Annotated in this window: 17 protein-coding genes; 8 read left to right on the plus strand and 9 right to left on the minus strand. The window is 46.7% G+C overall.

The genetic code is table 11. The features are described from left to right. A complete protein-coding gene (gene rlmN, locus LDX50_RS23565) occupies positions 1-1,044 on the plus strand; it encodes a dual-specificity RNA methyltransferase RlmN (RefSeq protein ID WP_225698759.1) in 1,044 nt (347 codons plus the stop codon). On the opposite strand, the gene LDX50_RS23570 is transcribed toward rlmN, so the two are convergent. From LDX50_RS23570 to LDX50_RS23590, 5 genes are all read right to left on the minus strand, one after another. Next, positions 1,041-1,985, minus strand: a complete 945-nt coding sequence (locus LDX50_RS23570; RefSeq protein WP_225698666.1) for a rhomboid family protein — start codon at positions 1,983-1,985, stop codon at positions 1,041-1,043. The two genes, rlmN and LDX50_RS23570, sit on opposite strands and share 4 nt — an antisense overlap. A gap of 6 nt (positions 1,986-1,991) precedes the next feature. Beyond that, positions 1,992-2,786: a rhomboid family intramembrane serine protease gene (locus LDX50_RS23575; protein ID WP_225698667.1), complete on the minus strand. Its 795-nt coding sequence runs from the start codon at positions 2,784-2,786 to the stop codon at positions 1,992-1,994. Positions 2,787-2,792: 6 nt separating this feature from the next. Next, positions 2,793-4,610, minus strand: coding sequence for a DNA mismatch repair endonuclease MutL (gene mutL, locus LDX50_RS23580; protein WP_225698668.1), 1,818 nt, complete (start codon positions 4,608-4,610; stop codon positions 2,793-2,795). Positions 4,611-4,622: 12 nt separating this feature from the next. Next, positions 4,623-4,982, minus strand: coding sequence for an RnfABCDGE type electron transport complex subunit D (locus LDX50_RS23585; protein ID WP_225698669.1), 360 nt, complete (start codon positions 4,980-4,982; stop codon positions 4,623-4,625). Between the two features lie 150 nt (positions 4,983-5,132). After that, positions 5,133-5,501, minus strand: a complete 369-nt coding sequence (locus tag LDX50_RS23590; protein ID WP_225698670.1) for a four helix bundle protein — start codon at positions 5,499-5,501, stop codon at positions 5,133-5,135. Between the two features lie 181 nt (positions 5,502-5,682). Between LDX50_RS23590 and LDX50_RS23595 the strand changes: the two genes are divergently transcribed. The 4 genes from LDX50_RS23595 to LDX50_RS23610 all read left to right on the plus strand — a co-directional run bounded on the left by LDX50_RS23595 (position 5,683) and on the right by LDX50_RS23610 (position 11,647). Then, positions 5,683-8,586: a serine hydrolase domain-containing protein gene (locus LDX50_RS23595; protein WP_225698671.1), complete on the plus strand. Its 2,904-nt coding sequence runs from the start codon at positions 5,683-5,685 to the stop codon at positions 8,584-8,586. A 14-nt stretch (positions 8,587-8,600) separates the two neighbouring features. Then, positions 8,601-9,743, plus strand: a complete 1,143-nt coding sequence (gene bshA / locus LDX50_RS23600) for an N-acetyl-alpha-D-glucosaminyl L-malate synthase BshA (RefSeq protein ID WP_225698760.1) — start codon at positions 8,601-8,603, stop codon at positions 9,741-9,743. Between the two features lie 91 nt (positions 9,744-9,834). Continuing rightward, entirely contained in the window at positions 9,835-10,440 is a 606-nt protein-coding gene (locus tag LDX50_RS23605; protein ID WP_225698672.1) for a sterol desaturase family protein, read from the plus strand. Between the two features lie 274 nt (positions 10,441-10,714). Beyond that, positions 10,715-11,647 (plus strand): hypothetical protein, encoded by a 933-nt coding sequence (locus LDX50_RS23610; RefSeq protein WP_225698673.1) that lies wholly within the window; start codon positions 10,715-10,717, stop codon positions 11,645-11,647. A 13-nt stretch (positions 11,648-11,660) separates the two neighbouring features. On the opposite strand, the gene LDX50_RS23615 is transcribed toward LDX50_RS23610, so the two are convergent. The 3 genes from LDX50_RS23615 to LDX50_RS23625 are packed head-to-tail and all read right to left on the minus strand — an operon-like array spanning position 11,661 to position 13,938. Further along, positions 11,661-12,182 (minus strand): GbsR/MarR family transcriptional regulator, encoded by a 522-nt coding sequence (locus tag LDX50_RS23615; protein WP_225698674.1) that lies wholly within the window; start codon positions 12,180-12,182, stop codon positions 11,661-11,663. A 27-nt stretch (positions 12,183-12,209) separates the two neighbouring features. Then, complete coding sequence (locus LDX50_RS23620) at positions 12,210-13,115, minus strand: Brp/Blh family beta-carotene 15,15'-dioxygenase (RefSeq protein ID WP_225698675.1); 906 nt, start codon at positions 13,113-13,115, stop codon at positions 12,210-12,212. 46 nt (positions 13,116-13,161) lie between these two features. Further along, positions 13,162-13,938 carry a bacteriorhodopsin gene (locus LDX50_RS23625; protein ID WP_225698676.1) on the minus strand — a complete coding sequence of 259 codons (777 nt, stop codon included), beginning with the start codon at positions 13,936-13,938 and terminating at the stop codon, positions 13,162-13,164. A 631-nt stretch (positions 13,939-14,569) separates the two neighbouring features. On the opposite strand from LDX50_RS23625, the gene LDX50_RS23630 reads away from it, so the two are divergent. The 3 genes from LDX50_RS23630 to LDX50_RS23640 are packed head-to-tail and all read left to right on the plus strand — an operon-like array spanning position 14,570 to position 17,867. Further along, on the plus strand, positions 14,570-15,667 hold the full coding sequence (locus tag LDX50_RS23630; RefSeq protein WP_225698677.1) for a vWA domain-containing protein: 1,098 nt from the start codon (positions 14,570-14,572) through the stop codon (positions 15,665-15,667). A 5-nt stretch (positions 15,668-15,672) separates the two neighbouring features. Next, positions 15,673-17,175 carry a sigma 54-interacting transcriptional regulator gene (locus LDX50_RS23635; protein WP_225698678.1) on the plus strand — a complete coding sequence of 501 codons (1,503 nt, stop codon included), beginning with the start codon at positions 15,673-15,675 and terminating at the stop codon, positions 17,173-17,175. Further along, the gene (locus tag LDX50_RS23640; RefSeq protein WP_225698679.1) at positions 17,172-17,867 is read left to right on the plus strand and encodes an AlbA family DNA-binding domain-containing protein; all 696 of its coding nucleotides are present in this window, start codon (positions 17,172-17,174) and stop codon (positions 17,865-17,867) included. Before LDX50_RS23635 ends, LDX50_RS23640 begins: the two co-directional genes overlap by 4 nt. Before the next feature lie 268 nt (positions 17,868-18,135). On the opposite strand, the gene LDX50_RS23645 is transcribed toward LDX50_RS23640, so the two are convergent. Then, the gene (locus LDX50_RS23645; RefSeq protein WP_225698680.1) at positions 18,136-18,306 is read right to left on the minus strand and encodes a hypothetical protein; all 171 of its coding nucleotides are present in this window, start codon (positions 18,304-18,306) and stop codon (positions 18,136-18,138) included. Positions 18,307-18,310 lie beyond the last annotated feature (4 nt).

Below are 18,310 nucleotides of genomic sequence, written 5' to 3' on the forward strand. Positions count from 1 at the left end.
ATTGAATCGGGTGCGAAAAAGGATGTGCGAAAAATGAGCCTGGAAGAGCTCGAGAGTTATTTCATCGAATCAGGTGAAAAGAAATTCCGTGCGAAACAGGTATATGAGTGGCTGTGGCGAAAAAGTGCTAAGGATTTCGACCAGATGACCAACCTGTCACTCGAAATCCGTGAACGGCTCAAACAGAATTTCACGATCAACCATATTGCTGTCGATAATATGCAGCGAAGCAGTGACGGCACGATCAAGAATGCTGTTAAACTATTTGATGAAAAGATCGTTGAATCGGTTCTGATCCCGACAAACAAGCGAATCACGGCCTGCATCTCGAGCCAGGTTGGCTGCAGTCTGGATTGTCATTTTTGTGCCACAGCCCGGCTCAAACGGATGCGCAACCTGAATCCGGATGAGATTTACGATCAGGTGGTTGCGATAAAGGAACAGGCGGAGTTATATTTTGACAGGCCGCTCACTAATATCGTTTTCATGGGCATGGGTGAGCCCTTGCTTAATTATCAGAACGTGATCGATGCGATCGACAAGATCACTTCTCCGGATGGTCTAGGCATGTCCCCCAAGCGGATCACACTCTCCACGGTAGGCGTAGCAAAAATGATTCAGAAGCTGGCTGATGATGAAGTTAAATTCAATCTGGCGGTCTCACTCCACAGTGCGATCAACGATGTTCGGAATGAGATCATGCCGATCAATTTATCAAACCCGGTGGAGGACCTTGCTGACGCGCTGAAGTACTGGTACAAGAAGACCGGACGGAAAGTGACCTATGAATATGTTGTCTGGAAGGATATCAATGACCGCCCGGAAGACGCGAAGGCGCTCGTAAAATTCTGCCAGCTAATTCCTTCAAAAGTTAACCTGATCGAATACAATCCGATCGATGATGGCGCTTTTCAGCAGGCTGATGAGTCGGCTGTTCAGATGTATGTAAATGCACTGGAAAAAGCGGGTATTGTCGTGAATATCCGCCGAAGCCGCGGAAAGGATATTGATGCTGCCTGTGGACAGCTGGCTAACAAATTCTAGTGTTTACTGGCGTTAAATAATTTCTGCTTTTCTTCCTTTGTGAGGCTTTCATACCCTTTTTCGGAGATTTTATCCAGGATGGCATCTATCTCTTCCTGGGAGGCACTGCTGCCGGAAGGCTTTTGAGCCGTACGGGTTGTTCCCCGCGAAGCGGTCCGGCCAGATGCAGCACTTGCACTTCGATGAGTGACCTTTATTTTCGACTTAGGCTTAAACAAACCACCGACTCCTGAGATAACCGTCTGTATCCATGCGCCCATGTCAGATCCGTTCTGCAGTTGTTTAATGTAAAGGAATCCCATCAGTGCGCCACCTATATGAGCCAGTTCGCCGCCGGAATTTGGACCTGACAGCGACAGGAAGAATGAAAGTACGTAGAATAATGCGATGTATTTGATCCTCACCGGTCCGAGAAATAGCAGAAATATCGTGTAATTCGGCATAAGCGTTGCGGTTCCGAAAACGACTGCGAAGACTCCGGCAGAAGCACCTACCAGGGAAGGGCTAACCATGGAAATATCCATATTAGGGTTGAGCAGCTGCAGGAGGACGGGATATATGGTCAGATAGATAACCGCTCCGAACAGTCCGCCAAGTACATACAGATTTACCACTTTAGGACCACCCAGGTATTCAGCAAGAATTCTTCCGAACCAGTACAGGAACAGCATATTAAAAAGGATATGAAAGAACCCGTCATGGACGAACATGTAGGTGATGGGTGTCCACAGGCGAAACAACAATTCATTCCAGTGCATGGGAAGCCCGAGATACTCTCTTGATATATCCACAGCACCTCGTCCTATGGAGATATCGGTAAAAACCTGTGCGAGGCCGAGCACCACGAAGACCACCACATTGATCACAATGAGGCGGATGTATTCATTATTGGGTCTGCTGAATACGTTTTTAAAATCCTGTAAAAATCCTTGTCCGTTCATGGTTCATTAATAGAATGAATCCCTTTTTGTTTGCCAGTACTTGATCATGATGAAAGCAAATACCATACCCCCTAAATGCGCAAAATGCGCCACAGGGTCACCGGGGTTTCTGGCAAAACCTGCCCAGACGGCGTATGCACCGAGAAAAAGGACGAGGTACTTTGCCTTCACCGGTATGGGTGGTATCAGCAACATCAGCTGTGTGTTAGGGAATAACAATCCAAACGCCATAAGTATTCCATAAATTGCGCCGGAGGCACCAAGCATGCTGCCACGCTGACTCACCTCGTTATACAAACCCTGCACGTACATTTTACTTTGCTCAATATACTGCTGATCATTGGCATTCTTGCTGAACTGATCCTGAAATTCATAAACGCCCGAATTGAAATATCTGTCATTTTCATCCACGAAAATGGCAAAATTATCGGGTGTGGGTGCTTCAAGGTAGGTTTCAACATCATTCCGCAGATTCCTGAGTTCAAAGACCTCCATACCTGTGTAAAGCAATGCCGCTCCAACACCTGTAACCAGGTAAAATGTTATAAACTTTTTTGGCCCCCAAAACTGCTCCAGAAGCGGACCAAGAAACACCAAGCCCAGCATATTGAATATAATATGGCCGAAATCTCCATGCGCAAACATGTAGGTAAAGAACTGGTAGGGTCTGAAATCCGGAGATGTAAGACGGTGCAATGCCAGAAATCCTGTTACATCCACACTTTTCACCATGATTTGCAGCAGGAACACGACCACATTGATGATCAGTAAATTTTTTACTACAGGGGTTAATCTCATCATTTGTTATCAGGCATTGAAATAATTTGCAATAGTAGACATCGAAAGCAGTACAAATGTTTTCCTTCCATCAGGTGCATAGTTGGGATTCTCACATGCGAAAAGCTGATCCACCAGGTTATGCATCTCTTCGCGCTGCAAAACCGCTCCCGGCCTGATCGCAGCCCTGCGGGCCAGTGAACGTGCCAGGTTTTCGCGTACAGGCAGCGCATCTACCCGGGCATTATGCTTGAACTGTTCGATCAATCCTTCAAAGATAGTTTTTTCATCACCATTCTGAATGTCGGCCGGAATTCCTTTGATCAGAAAATCATGCTGACCGAATTCCTCGATATCAAACCCCAATGCAGCAATCTCCTGCTGCATTTCCTTAACGAGCGAAACATCTCCGGGGTTTAAAGAAATGGCCTGCGGAAATAATGACTGCTGAGAGGCGCCCTTGCCGGATTTCATGTTGCGGATAAATTTTTCGTAGCAAATCCGCTCGTGTGCTGGCTGCTGATCAATAAGCATCATACCTGATTTCACCTGTGCGACGATAAACCTTCCGTGCAGCTGAAACAGGTGCGAGGGGGTCTCTTTGGCCTCATCCTCATGCATCTTACTTTCGAAACGCAGTGTAGTTTCCTGTGCCGCCTCTTTTTGATCGAACCAGGTTTCCGGCAACACCGATTTTCCGGGGTTTTCAGTATATAATTTTTGCCAGGTTTCCAGGTTTCCAGAATCACGCGGTGTGGTCTTGAACTGACTGTAATGCATGTCCTGTACAAACTGCCGTTGCGAATCCAGCTTGATGCCTGTATTAACATCATGCGTAAAATCCAGCGCAGGGGCAAGGTTATGCCGTGCCAGGGCTTGTTTAACAGCCGCATGAACCAACGCGTAGAGCGTGCGCTCATCATCAAATTTTACCTCGGTTTTGGTCGGATGCACGTTGACGTCGACCCGGGATGGCGGCAGCTCAATGAACAGTACATAGAATGGAAAATTACCGTCGGCGATCAGGCCCTCATAGGCCTGTACCACTGCATGGTTGAGGTAGTTGCTGCGAATATATCTTCCATTCACGAAGAAAAACTGTTCTCCCCGGGTCTTGCGGGAGGCCTCCGGTTTGCCTACATACCCGTGTACGGTAAAATCTCCCACCTCCTCCTGACACGAAGCCAGTTGTTCCCGATAGGAAGATCCAAACAGTCCGACAATCCTGTGGCTAAGCTTTCCTTCTGTGAGCTGATAGGTTTCCAGGTCATTCTGGTGAAGCGCGAATGCCACGTCCGGTCTTGCGAGTGCCACACGCTGGAATTCATCGACGATATGTTTCATTTCCACAGAATTGGATTTGAGGAAATTTCGCCGTGCAGGAACGTTGTAGAATAAATTCTTAACCAGGATCGAGGTTCCAGGCTGATGGGCCACGGGCTCCTGGCGCTTTACTTCAGAGCCTTCTACCACCAGTAGTGTGCCAATTTCATCATCCTGGAGCCGGGTACGCATTTCAACCTGGGCCACAGCGCCAATAGAAGCCATGGCTTCTCCACGGAACCCCATAGTCTTAATGGCAAATAAATCTTCGGATGTACGAATCTTTGAGGTGGCATGCCGCTCCATGGCCATGCGGGCATCGGTCTCGCTCATTCCGGAGCCATTATCCACGACCTGGATGAGGGTTTTTCCGGCTTCACGAATGATCACCTCAATATGTGTAGCCCCGGCATCAAGTGCATTTTCAAGGAGTTCCTTCACCACCGATGCCGGCCGCTGCACCACTTCTCCCGCAGCGATCTGATTGGCGAGGGAATCTGGAAGTAAGCGGATGATATCGGGCATGCAAAAGCGGGTCTAAATAATGCGTTTCAGTTTGAGATACAATAATACGGAAGATAGACCAAACATGACATAAAGCGCGACATTTCCGAAATACCAATATCCCGCGATCGTGCCCACCAGTAACGCAAGAATTGCCATCTGCATCAGGTTGATCGTACTGTTACGTGAAGACCGGCGGGTAAAAGATCCTGTAATGCGCGACTGAAAGTGTATCCCCATTTCACGTTCCTGCTCCGCCTCGCCTCCCTGTTTGAGTTCCGACTTGATCTGAGACACCCGCGCATCCATTTCCTCTTTCACCGGATCGTAATACCTCGGTGACATGGTAAACCGCTGATGCCGCGGTGTTCGGAAGAGTGATGGAAATTTCATTTGTGTAATCATTTATCCCTATAACCCTTAAAGTTCGGAAGGACACAGAAGGATTGCAAACATTATGAGCAGGGAGTAGATAATAGGTGGTAGGGAGTAGGGAATAGGGAATAGGTGATAGGTGATAGGTGATAGATTGCATAGTAACACTTAAGATGATTTGTTTTTTCCTGTTGCAGTTTGAACTATCGTATAAAGCATCTTGATAATTTCTTTTAGTAAATCCATCCTTTCCTGATAGTCGCTAAGTTCAATATAATTGCTGTCTAAAAGTAAATTCAGCCAGTATTCGGACTCACGTGCTTCTTTGTAAGCAAATGACATTTTAACTGCAAATTCTTTCCTGGAATAGGCACCGTAAGCCTCCTGGATATTGGCGCCTATCGAAGTACAACACCGAAGTAATTGCTTGGAGAGTACGTACTCCTTTTGCTCAGACACAAGATATTTGTACAGCTGGATTATGCTCAATGAAAAATTATACGCCTTCTCTGCTACTATACTTTTACCACTTTTCATACCCGTGAATTTTTAACAATACCTATTCCCTATTCCCTACTCCCTACTCCCTACTCCCTACTCCCTACTCCCTATTCCCTATTCCCTATTCCCTATTCCCTATTCCCTGCTAAAAGTTTGACAAGTCAGAACTAAGTATGTACATTTAACCTGCATAATTATTTTTTAACCTGACGGCGGCATGCTTCGATATTTTTTCTGCGCCATTTTAGTTGCAATACCCTTATTTTCAGCGAATTCGCAGAAGAAAACTCCCGCTGTACCCACCCAGGAGGAATGGGTGGAGAAACTCTATAATTCCCTCACTCCTGAAGAACGAATTGCCCAGCTTTTCATGATTGCAGCATACTCCAACGGGAATGAACAGCATGTGGCGGACATCGAAAAATTAATTCGGGAGAAAAAGATAGGCGGACTGATTTTTATGCAGGGCGGACCGGGCCGGCAGGCACATCTTACAAACCGTTATCAGCAGGCTTCAAGGGTTCCCCTCATGATCGGAATGGACCTGGAATGGGGGTTATCCATGCGGTTAGACAGTACCATGGGTTTTCCACGGCAAATGGCACTCGGAGCGGTTCAGGATGACAGTCTTATCACTGCCATGGGGGAAGAGATTGCACGGCAGATGAAACTCATCGGCGTACATATTAATTTCGCTCCGGTGGCTGATGTGAACAACAATCCCAATAATCCGGTCATCGGCACGCGCTCCTTCGGGGAAAATAAATTTATCGTCGCCTCACGAACCCTTGCTTACATGAAGGGCATGCAAAGCCGTGGTGTTATGGCGGTGGCGAAACATTTCCCGGGTCACGGCGATACCGACAAGGACAGCCATGAAACCCTGCCCGTGATCAGCCATAAGAAGGAGCGGATCGATGATATCGAATCCTACCCCTTCCGGAAACTGATCCAGGCCGATATCGGTGGTATAATGACTGCCCACCTGCAGGTAAATGATCTTGACCGGAATTATCCTTCATCACTCTCGGAAAAAATCACTACAGGATACCTGCGTGACGAGCTGGGATTCGACAGCCTGGTATTCACCGATGCATTGAATATGAAGGCTATTGCCGACCGTTACGCCGATGGCGAAGCCGAATTGCTTGCATTTAGGGCCGGATCGGATGTATTGCTTTTTTCACAGAATATCGATCGAGGTATTGAACGGATCCTGGAAGCAGTTGAAAAAGACGACAAACTAGCCCTGCAACTGGAACGTACCGTAAAAAGGATTCTTCGCACTAAATATCAGTTCGGATTACATAAATCCCCGAGAATAAATCCTGATAACCTCGACCTGCGGCTTAATACCCCACATGCTTTCGCTCTCGCCACGGAACTCGAGGAAAAATCGATTACCGTGCTCCGGAACAGGGATGATTTCTTACCTGTCAGACAACTCGATAACCAAACCTTTGCTTCCGTCAACTTTGGCGACGCAGGAAATTTTACTTCCTATCTGAACCGATACACATCCTTCACATCAATCGACGGAAGTTTGCCAACTGATGACCTGCTCAACAAGCTTTCCACTTATAATGTGGTGATAGCCGGCATATTTCCGGGGCAATCTGAGGAAGCGCTGAATGAGATTAATAAAATCCTGAACACCATCGGTAAAAAGAGCAGGGTGATCACCTGCTATTTCGGCAACCCCTATGAACTGGAACCGCTGGCAGATTTGCCGGGACTCCTGGTTGCCTACAGCAATTCCGACAATGCACGGCTTGGAGTGGCCCAGGGTATCTTTGGTGCCATTCCGCTGGATGCAAAACTTCCGGTTTCGGTCTCAGTGAAGTTGCCGGCGGGCACTGGGCTGAACACTTCTTCTTTAAACCGGCTCGGTTACGGAATTGCGGATGCACAGGGAATCAGCAGCCGCACGCTGGAAAAGATAGATGAACTTGCACGTGAAGCGGTAAGCATCGGGGCCACGCCCGGCTGCCAGGTATTGGTTGCAAAGGGAGGAAAGGTTGTTTACAGCAAGAATTTCGGATACTACACCTACGACAGCATCAAACCAGTAGATGAAAATACCATCTATGATCTGGCATCGGTAACCAAAGTACTGGCCAGTACACAGGCTCTCATGTTTTTGGAAGAACGCGGACTGATCGATCTGGATAAAAAAATATCGGTCTACCTGCCTGAACTGAAGGGTACCAATAAGGAAAATATGATCCTTCGGGATATCCTCACTCACCAGGCCGGATTGTGGGCCTATCTTCCCTTCTATGCGCAGACCATGAAGGACAAGGAATTCTTGCCCGATTATTATGCCCCCAGCGCGACCCCCGTGTATAGTATGAAAATTGCGGACGGTCTGTATGCCAAGCCGCTGGTAAAGGACAGCGTATGGCACTGGGTAGTGGAAAGCCGCCTTCGCCCCAGGAAGGATCACGAGCCGTTTGATTACAAATATTCGGATATGGGCTATTACATGATGCAGCGGATGATTGAGCGAATATTGAATCAGTCGATCGCCGATTTCATGCAACAAAATTTTTATGATCCGATGGGGATGAGTTCAACGGGCTATAAACCGCTTGATCGTTTTCCCCGGGATCGGATCGCACCGACCGAACAGGATAATTTCTTCAGAAAATCACTGATTACCGGAATGGTCCACGACCAGGGGGCAGCGCTTTTCGGTGGCGTCGCCGGACACGCGGGTTTATTCGGAACAGCCAATGACCTGGCAAAGAACCTCCAGATGCTCCTGAACGGAGGAAATTACGGCGGTGTTCGATACCTCCAGCGGGAGACGGTGATGAACTTTACAGATCAGCAATACGCAAATAACCGGCGCGGACTCGGATGGGATAAACCGCTGCCAGGTGAGTGGTACGGTCCGACTACCGAGTATGCTTCTAAACAAACCTTCGGTCATACGGGTTTTACAGGTACGGCCATTTGGGTTGACCCGGAATTTGATCTGATTTATGTATTTTTGGCTAATCGGATCTATCCGGATGCGGGAAATTCAAAACTTCTGTCGAAGAATATTCGTACTAGAATACAGGAGGTGATATACCAGGCGATCTGGGATTTCCGCAGTACCCAGGAAGCATACTGACTATGAAAAATCTAATGAACATTGGCATCGTCTGTTACCCCACATTCGGTGGTAGCGGGGTTGTCGCAACAGAGCTGGGCATTGCACTGGCCAAGGAGGGACACAAGGTTCACTTTATCACCTATTCTCAGCCTACGCGCCTGAGTTTCTTCAACGAAAACCTGTATTACCACGAAGTGGAAATCAGGGCATATCCCCTGTTTGCTTATCCCCCGTATGAACTGGCACTTGCGAGTAAAATGGTGGATGTAGTGAAATATGAGAAGCTCGATCTGCTGCACGTTCATTATGCCATACCCCACGCCTCTGCAGCCTATATGGCCAAACAGATCCTGGCGACACAGGGCATTCAAATACCGGTTGTTACCACATTGCACGGTACTGATATCACGCTGGTTGGTAAAGACGCCAGCTATGAACCGGTGGTAACCTTCAGTATCAACCAGTCAGACGGCGTAACCGCGGTTTCAGATGATCTTCGGAAAGACACCTATGAGCATTTTGCCGTTACAAAAGACATTGTCGTAATTCCGAACTTCATTGATCTGGATCGCTTCAAAAAGCATCCGAAGGAGCATTTCAAAACGGCTATTTGTCCGAATGGTGAAAAGCTCATCGTGCATACATCCAACTTCCGAAAAGTGAAACGGGTGGATGATGTGGTTCGTATTTTTGAAAAAATCCGCCAGGTAATTCCGGCCAAATTATTGCTTGTAGGTGACGGCCCGGAACGAAAGAGCATAGAAAGTCTTTGCCGTGAACTTAAGACCTGCGATGACATTCGTTTTCTCGGGAAACTGGAAGCCGTGGAAGAGGTGCTGAGTGTGGCGGATTTGTTTGTCATGCCATCGGAAAAAGAAAGTTTTGGTCTGGCCGCACTGGAAGCGATGGCTTGTGAGGTGCCCGTCATCTCCTCCAATGCCGGTGGTATTCCGGAATTGAATATCCAGGGTGTAACCGGGTTCATGAGCAACGTGGGAGATATTGAGGATATGACTAAAAATGCGCTCACGATACTTGATAAAGACAATCTGGCAACCTTTAAAAAGAACGCGCTTGCCCGTGCCCGGGAATTTGATATCAAGAACATTCTGCCCAAATACGAGGACTTTTACGACCAGATTTTAGAGCAGAAAAAAGCCGTTTCTAAGGCATAACAACCATTTTTACAAACATTTAACCGATAATAGTATCATTTGATTGATATGTAATATATTTTTGCGTGCAAACCAGTGAGTAAGTCAACATATGGAGAAATCAAAACCAAATAATTCAGGAACCAAGCAGCTCTTTAAAAACAAGCTGCTGGAGCGGCTCTCGCGTACACACATCGCTGTGCCGCTCGTGCTGTTCAGCCTTTATTCTGGCGGACTGATCTTTTGGAGTGTTAATAATACCACATTAACGATTTCGACAACTGTCGGAATGTTTTTTGTAGGTTTCCTGGTGTTCACATTTGTGGAATACCTGGTACACCGCTATGTTTTCCACATGGGAACGTATACCGAACTTCGTAAAAAACTGCAATATGCATTTCACGGGGTTCATCACGACTTCCCCAAGGACAAGGACCGGCTGGCAATGCCTCCGATTATGAGTGTTACCATTGCCACTGCGTTGCTTTTCCTGTTCAGGCTGTTCATGGGTGATTTTGTGTATTCATTTCTACCGGGATTCCTGATGGGCTATGCCACTTACCTGTTCGTACATTATATCGTGCATGCCTACCCTCCCCCGAAAAACGTATTTAAAATTTTATGGGTACACCATGGTATCCACCACTATAAATCTCCTGATCGAGCCTTCGGCGTATCATCACCGCTTTGGGATGTGATTTTCAGGACAATGCCATAACTTACTTTAGTCAGTAGTCAGTAGTCAGTAGTCAGTAGTCAGTAGTCAGTAGTTGAAGTATTGAGTAGGTAGTAGGTAGTAGGTAGTAGGTAGTGGTATAGTGGATAGTGCCTTATAATTTAAGGCAAATAAATAACAGCGTTTTCCCTAAAAAGCAACAATTCCTTATATTAATCCAAAAGTTAATTGGATGAACGATTAGCGAACCGTACACTAATCACTAATCACTATAAACTCCCACTACTGACTACTGACTACTGACTACTGACTACAAATGATTCTTCCTTACTATCCAACCGGTATTCATCCCCCCGAAAAAGCATCGCTGAATACCTTCTTTTTTCATGAAGACCGGTTTGTGATGCGTTATGGAAAAGACCCCCATATTTACACCCTTTCTACCCGCAAAAGCGGCGATCTGCGGGCCCGAATGTTTATTTCCATTTCAGGAAATGAAGCAGTAAGCATGTCTAAAAGCTCCTTTGGAGGTATTGATTTTGCTCCCTTTGCCGATGAGTCGGATGCCGCAGATATGGTGGAAGTCCTGTTCAATTTCCTGGTTGAAAACAAGATCACTAAATGCCGGATCCATGCATTTCCCCAGTGCTACGATTCCTACAGCCATGACCTGATGGAAAGCGCCCTGATTGAGCGGGGTTTTGAAGTGGCCTGGACCGATATTACTCATTACTATCAACCTGCTGGCCAACCCTTCGATACCGTCATTGATCCGGATGAGCGTACTCACCTTAACTTTGCAAGAAAGAGCAACTGGCAATTCCGGAAACTGGATAAGGATTATCTGCCGGCAGCATTTGATCTCATCACCCGAAGCCGTGAGGCAAAAGGGTATCCCGAAACACTGTCTCTCGAAGAACTTACCCGTAATTTCAATCACTTCCCGGACATATTTCACTTATTCGGTGTTTTTGATGGTCCGGACCTTCGTTCCACTTCTGTCTGTATACGGGTGAATGATAATATTCTCTATGACATTTCCCATGGCGATAACCCTGAAAAACGGAAGCATAACAGCATGCTGCCATTGATTCAGGGCCTGTATTATTATGCCAGACAGCATCGGTACAGCCTGCTGGACCTGGGTATTTCCACGGAGAAGGGTGTAAAAAACGAAGGCCTGTTTAATTTCAAGCGAAAACTTGGAAGTGCCGTAAGTGAGAAGAAAACGTTTGTTTGGGAATTTTAACTCTGCCAAAGATTTACTTTTGGCGGCCTCTTGATTTTAATATCTGCAATAGGTTCTTCAATATCCAGGATTTATCCGATTCCATAAAGAGGTTTAGAGCCTGGTCGGTGGTCCTGACAACCTCCGTCAGTTCACTGGTAACACGTTTAAATTCGGAGATGTTCGCATCATCTCCTGGTTCAACTTGCTGAACATCCCTGAGAACATTCAGAATAGGTTCAATTTCACGATTCCGACGTACTGCTACCACTTTCCGGGCCAATGCCCATGTGTCCCGGTCGGTATAGTAGAATTCCTTTCTGTCGCCTTTTTTAGAGGTCTTTTGGGCCAGGCCCCAATCCATTAAGGCACGAAGATTCATGCTGGCATTACCTCTTGATACTTTCAACTCCCCCATGATCTCGTCAACCGATATGGGTTCCGGTGAGATTAGGAGCAGCGCAAAAATTTGTGCCATGGTACGATTAATTCCCCAGGAAGTACCCAATGTACCCCATGCACGTATAAATTCATCCTTTGCCGCAGAGTAATCCATATATCAGTGAAAGTGGATAATGCATAATTAGGAAAATTTTTCATAAAGGTCATGCATTACAATCAAATGAGGGACTGTGAGCATCGATATCACAATAATAAAGATCATATAGGGGGATATGCCGGTCATTTGCTGAGGCATCAGGAAGAGGGCTGCAGCCAAAAATGCAGTCGCAAGAATCGTGAAAGGAAAAATTCTTTTGAGGAATGGGATAAATCGTGATTTGCGCTGCCTGTCAGCAACGTATTCATATTCGATCACCAGGGAACGGAACGAATGCCAGATACCAAAATAAATGGTAAATGAGAAGACCGCATTGGAATAAACAGCCAAAAAACAGAGCAGCACGAGTGTTCCGGCTTCAAACAGAAGATTATTGAATGAGATAAAACGCTGGAAAGCGGCGTATGCTGCCCCAGCGAATAACACGAAAAAACTAGCGGTCATAACGGCTGACCAGTACATCCCGCTGTTAAGTAATGAAAGGTTCAGCCATTCTAGCGATGAAAAAATCCGGATGCATTCATCGAGATTGGTATAGATAATTATTGAAAGCAGAAATGAACCCCAGCTCAGGAATAAAAGATTCTTCAACCATTTCGGACCGTTTATCTGGTACAGTTGGGACTGTCCGAAGTGATACGCCGAGATGATCAGAAATAAAATAAATGCTATAGTGGGGAAATTCCACCAGAATAATCCTGTGGCGGCAATCAATCCAATGTAGAACAGGTAGAATCTCCACGGTTTTTTACTTCCATTTTTCTTTAAATACAGAACATGATCGAGCGCTCCGTGCGGAATACCCAGCAAAATGATGGTAAAAAGAAAGAGAATCCAGCTGAACTCCAGTACCGGAGGATAGATGAATACCAGTATTCCCAGGGCTGCTGTTACTGAAAGTAAAAATATATTGATCGGATCGATTTTCATAGAGAATAAAAGAGGCCTGCCCGAAGGCAAGGCCTCTTTTCAGTGCTTATGCGTTTGCAGTGCTTGTTGTGTCTGATTTGGCAATTGAATAAATCACCAGACCAAAACCGATCTTGTTCACCGCATCAGCAATGTTATAAAAAAGATCAACATTTGATGAAGTCCAGCCAAGAGCTGTGTTCAGCCAGCCACCTGGCATACACATGTAACCGATCGGATAGATAGCCCATCCAACAAGAACAAACCAGGCCAACATACGAATTCCCCTGATCACTGTCGGGTTACCGGAAGCATCTGCCAGGTTTTTCACCTCACCAAACCAGGCGGTGTAAAGAATGTACAAATATCCCAAGGTAGAAAGCGCTCCGTACAGGAAGCTGTGGGTAGATGCTCCGTCCGCAGGTGTTCCATCTGCATTTAAGGGAACAAATGCTTCTCCAATGTAACCCATCACCAGCATAAAGGCTGAGGCAATAATGAGTTTCCAAAGCAGGCTTGATTTTGCGCCGGCTGGCTTGGTAAGCAGGTAAAATTCAACACACATCAACGGAACGGTAAGCGTCCAGTCAATGTACCGAAGTGCTGTGGGATTGGTACCTGTTGCTGCATAATAATCGCGCATGTAATAATAGTGCACTGCAGCGATCATCGTGATGAGACCTGAAACAAGCAATGAAGTTTTCCACTTCCCACTAACAGTATTTCTTTCGAAGAAAAAGAATACTGAAGCAGCAAACATGGCCATGTACCCTGTAAAGAAGGTAAATGCAACCGGATCGTCCTTTGGAATAGCAACGATGTCTACGAGATATAAAGATTCCATAATACAGTGTTTAGTTTAATGTTGAAAACACTGTAGTTTCAGAAATGTTTGAAAATTCAAAAACTTAAATTAGGTATACGAATTAAATAGTTCCAGGAACGTTTCAATTCCACGAAATCAGCAGGTTTGGAAAAAATATATGGAAAGGAAAGAATCCAGATATCATGTGAACGAAAAAAGGCCCTCTTTCGAAGGCCTTTTTTTCAAGCACTCTTTTTCAGTACCCTTAACCGGTATTAAAAAATCTCACCGAGCCAGATGGTTAGTCTGAATATCTTAAAAAAGCAAAATTATCTTCTAAGAATTAACTCACAGGTGATTCACGTCTTTTTCAGTTTTCTCCTTCTCCGGAGCTTTAGTGTACGTCGGACACGTATACGTAGCACACGAAGAAACAACTAAAGCCAGAGCAAACAAAACCAATACAGACTTTCTCATAGTTCAAAAAATTTAAAGTTTCCGGTTGTTAATGATTCAAAGATGAGGAATATAACCACGCAAGGTTTACAAAAACCCCCCCTTACCTTACACACAAATGAAAAAAACCTTTTATGTTTATTGAAAACACCGGAACAGAAGCCAGGCAATCACGGTTTATATCTTAACACCTGTCAGAAAAGGGCGCCAAACCATGCTAGGACACCGATTTACCACATTTATTCCAGATCCCGACGAGTCGAAATCAGATTTTGAAAAATTGCTCGATATTTTCCTGCAATTGCTGGTAATTACCTCCGGAGATGTGTCTGAAGCCCTGAATTGGCTCAATAATCTTGACAGAAAGTACAATATGACCGGTGAAAACTATGGCATCGGCGACTTCATTGAAGACCTGAAAGACAAGGGATATATCACAGATGAGAACCCCGAAGGCAAGTTTGAGCTTACCGCAAAAAGCGAACAACGCATACGAACCAGTGCCCTGGATGAGATATTCGGCAAGTTAAAAAAGTCGGGACGCGGCGAGCACCGGACAAATTACGGCGGATTGGGAGATGAACCCAGTACAGACCGGCGGGATTACCAGTTCGGAGATACCCTGGAGCAAATTTCCATGACCGATTCCCTGCGAAATGCGCAGATCAATCACGGACTGGATGATTTCAGAATGACAGAAGGCGACCTGGAAGTCATGGAGCAGGAATTTAAAACCCAGACCTCCACCGTCCTGATGATCGATATCTCCCACTCCATGATACTTTACGGAGAGGACCGGATTACCCCCGCCAAGAAAGTAGCCATGGCGCTGGCCGAACTCATCAAGCGGAAATATCCCAAGGACACCCTCGATGTGATCGTTTTCGGAAACGACGCCTGGCAGATCGAGGTGAAAGACCTCCCCTACCTGCAGGTGGGTCCGTACCATACCAATACTGTAGCCGGACTTGAGCTGGCCATGGACCTGCTGCGCCGGCGGAAAAATGCGAACAAACAGATATTCATGATCACCGATGGAAAGCCAACGTGCCTGAAGGTAGGTCTCAAGTATTATAAAAACAGTTTCGGCCTCGACAGCAAGATCCTGAACAAGACTTTAACACTGGCGCGTCAGTGCCGAAAAATACATATACCCATTACCACCTTTATGATTGCTTCAGATCCATACCTGAAGGAATTCGTGAAGGAATTTACACAGGTCAATAATGGCAATGCCTATTACAGCAGCCTCAAGGGACTCGGCCACCTGATCTTTGAAGACTACCGGCGCAACCGGAGAAAACACTTTTAATTTACATGACGAAACAAACTAAAATATCGACGCTCGGTGAACTTCGCGAGAGCGGATACGAATCACGCAGTGTAAAACAGGAATTACGGGACAACCTTCGGGAAAATATTCTGAAGGGACATAATGTCTTCGAGGGCATCCATGGGTACGAGGACTCTGTAATCCCCGACATGGAGCGTGCCATTCTTTCGATGCACGATATCAACCTGCTGGGTTTACGCGGACAGGCGAAAACACGCATGGCGCGCATGATGATCCAGCTGCTGGATGAATATATCCCGGTGATCAAGGGATCTGAACTCAATGATGATCCCTACGATCCGATTTCGCGCTATGGAATGGATATGGTGGAAGAACATGGCGATGATACACCCATCACCTGGATGCACAGGGATGACCGGTATACTGAAAAACTGGCAACCCCCGATGTTTCCATTGCTGATCTGATCGGTGATGTGGATCCCATCAAGGCCGCAACACTCAAACTCCCCTATTCGGATGAGCGGGTGATCCATTTCGGACTTATTCCACGTGCACATCGCGGAATATTCGTGATCAATGAACTTCCGGATCTGCAGGCAAGGATCCAGGTGGCCCTTTTTAATATCCTGCAGGAAGGTGATGTGCAGATCCGCGGATTTAAAGTACGTCTTCCGCTGGAAATCCAGTTTGTCTTTACCGCTAACCCCGAAGACTATACGAACCGCGGAAGTATCGTGACGCCGCTGAAAGACCGTATCGACAGTCAGATTATCACCCATTACCCCAAATCCATTGAGATTGGCCGTAAAATCACCGACCAGGAAGCCCACATCAAACCGGAGCAGAATGATATGGTCGTTATGACCGATTTAGCCCGGAACCTGGTGGAGCAGATTGCCTTCGAGGCGCGCGAGAGTGAATATGTTGATGCCAAGAGCGGGGTTTCCGCCCGACTGACCATATCCGGAATGGAAAACCTGTTCAGCGCCGCTGAACGTCGTGCTTTGCACCAGGGTAATAAAACGCATGTCCGCGTAGGCGACCTCTATGGTGTGATTCCATCCATTACCGGAAAGGTTGAGCTGGTGTATGAAGGCGAGCAGGAAGGTCCGGGTATAGTAGCCCATAACCTGGTGGGAAAAGCGATCCGGACTCAGTTCACGCATTTCTTTCCGGATCCCGAGAAAGTGCGAAAGCAAAAGATCGATAATCCGTATAAGGAAATCACGAACTGGTTCGGTGATGAGCATACCGTAGATCTGCTGAATGATTTTACTGACAAGGAATATGAGCAGACGTTGAAATCCGTTCCCGGACTGGAAGCGCTCGTTGATAAATTCCATAAAAAAGAGGATAAGGCAATGAAACTGTTCCTGATGGAGTTTGCCTTGCACGGACTGGCAGAATACAGCATGCTGAGCAAACATCCGTTAGCGCGCGGACTGCAATTCAAAGATCTCCTGAGCAGCATGTTCTCACTCGATGACGATGAGGACGATGATGATGAAGACGAATTCAATATATGACGATCAAAGAAGTTCGAAACCTCGTTAAGGGTGGGGAAACGCATACTGTTGAATTCAAGCGAAAGGCCACCCATCCGGAAAAGATCGTCCGGGAGATGGTGGCATTTGCCAACTCCGATGGCGGCTATGTATTCATCGGCGTGGATGATGACGGGTCGATCCCGGGTCTGAAGCACCCTGAGGATCATGTATATGTTTTGGAGGCCGCGATAGATCAACTCACACAGCCGAAGGTTGAATACAAATGGGAAATCGTTCCGCTTACCGACGACCTTTCGGTGGTATCGTTTTTTATACCCAGCAGCAGTAAAAGTCCGCACTTCGTCCTAGAGAAACAGGACAAATACCCGCGCTTCGTGAACGGGCGGAGGGCGAAAGTTCCGCCTCCGGGAAAGCGTGCCTATGTACGGGCCGATGACAAAAGTGTTCAGGCAAGCCGGGAAATGAAGGAGATCATCCGACGGAAAAAGCAGGGTAAGAATATCAAATTCAACTACGGCGACAAGGAAAAGATGCTGTTCGATTACCTGGAAAAGAACGGAACAATCACGCTCGATGGTTTTGCCGAACTCGCCAAGGTATCAAGATACAGTGCCTCACGCACATTAATACTGCTGGTACTGGCGAATGTGTTGAAGATCGTGCCGACGGAGAAGGGAGACCTTTATCAGTCAGTAGTCAGTAGTCAGTAGTCAGTAGTCAGCTCGCCTGCCGGAGCTTTAGCGTAGGTAGGTAGTCAGTAGTCAGCTCGCCTGCCGGAGCTTTAGCGTAGGCAGGTAGTCAGCTCGCCTGCCGGAGCTTTAGCGTAGGTAGGTAGTCAGTATGTAGAGTCCTAAAAGTAGCCTCCTGTAATCGCCTTCATTTTCTATCGTCATCCCAGTGGAATCTCCCGGGTTTAGCCCGGGAGTCGGACTGGGATCTATAGTGGGCCCTCACAAAGGATAGAAACTCATCCATCATCTAGCCTTTCGGCACAAACAAATAAAGGATTAGCGACGGACAAAGGTCCCTGCCTACCGGCAGGCAGGCCTGCCCGACTCCCTGATTATCCCCGGCTATCGCCGCCGATCCCAGGGAGTTCCACAGGGATGACGGAAGTGGGTGGTTATGTCCCTGGCATAACAGCTCCATGCAT

It is taken from the genome of Fulvivirga sedimenti (assembly GCF_020328055.1).

What these genes read in the sequence shown, in the direction of transcription:
- LDX50_RS23585 (WP_225698669.1), bottom strand. Translation starts at nt 4,982, where the DNA reads ATGAAATTTCCATCACTCTTCCGAACACCGCGGCATCAGCGGTTTACC.
- LDX50_RS23605 (WP_225698672.1), top strand. Translation starts at nt 9,835, where the DNA reads ATGGAGAAATCAAAACCAAATAATTCAGGAACCAAGCAGCTCTTTAAA.
- LDX50_RS23610 (WP_225698673.1), top strand. Translation starts at nt 10,715, where the DNA reads ATGATTCTTCCTTACTATCCAACCGGTATTCATCCCCCCGAAAAAGCA.
- LDX50_RS23640 (WP_225698679.1), top strand. Translation starts at nt 17,172, where the DNA reads ATGACGATCAAAGAAGTTCGAAACCTCGTTAAGGGTGGGGAAACGCAT.
- LDX50_RS23595 (WP_225698671.1), top strand. Translation starts at nt 5,683, where the DNA reads ATGCTTCGATATTTTTTCTGCGCCATTTTAGTTGCAATACCCTTATTT.
- mutL (WP_225698668.1), bottom strand. Translation starts at nt 4,610, where the DNA reads ATGCCCGATATCATCCGCTTACTTCCAGATTCCCTCGCCAATCAGATC.
- LDX50_RS23615 (WP_225698674.1), bottom strand. Translation starts at nt 12,182, where the DNA reads ATGGATTACTCTGCGGCAAAGGATGAATTTATACGTGCATGGGGTACA.
- LDX50_RS23645 (WP_225698680.1), bottom strand. Translation starts at nt 18,306, where the DNA reads ATGGAGCTGTTATGCCAGGGACATAACCACCCACTTCCGTCATCCCTG.
- LDX50_RS23630 (WP_225698677.1), top strand. Translation starts at nt 14,570, where the DNA reads ATGCTAGGACACCGATTTACCACATTTATTCCAGATCCCGACGAGTCG.
- LDX50_RS23590 (WP_225698670.1), bottom strand. Translation starts at nt 5,501, where the DNA reads ATGAAAAGTGGTAAAAGTATAGTAGCAGAGAAGGCGTATAATTTTTCA.
- LDX50_RS23625 (WP_225698676.1), bottom strand. Translation starts at nt 13,938, where the DNA reads ATGGAATCTTTATATCTCGTAGACATCGTTGCTATTCCAAAGGACGAT.
- LDX50_RS23620 (WP_225698675.1), bottom strand. Translation starts at nt 13,115, where the DNA reads ATGAAAATCGATCCGATCAATATATTTTTACTTTCAGTAACAGCAGCC.
- LDX50_RS23575 (WP_225698667.1), bottom strand. Translation starts at nt 2,786, where the DNA reads ATGATGAGATTAACCCCTGTAGTAAAAAATTTACTGATCATCAATGTG.
- LDX50_RS23635 (WP_225698678.1), top strand. Translation starts at nt 15,673, where the DNA reads ATGACGAAACAAACTAAAATATCGACGCTCGGTGAACTTCGCGAGAGC.
- bshA (WP_225698760.1), top strand. Translation starts at nt 8,601, where the DNA reads ATGAACATTGGCATCGTCTGTTACCCCACATTCGGTGGTAGCGGGGTT.
- LDX50_RS23570 (WP_225698666.1), bottom strand. Translation starts at nt 1,985, where the DNA reads ATGAACGGACAAGGATTTTTACAGGATTTTAAAAACGTATTCAGCAGA.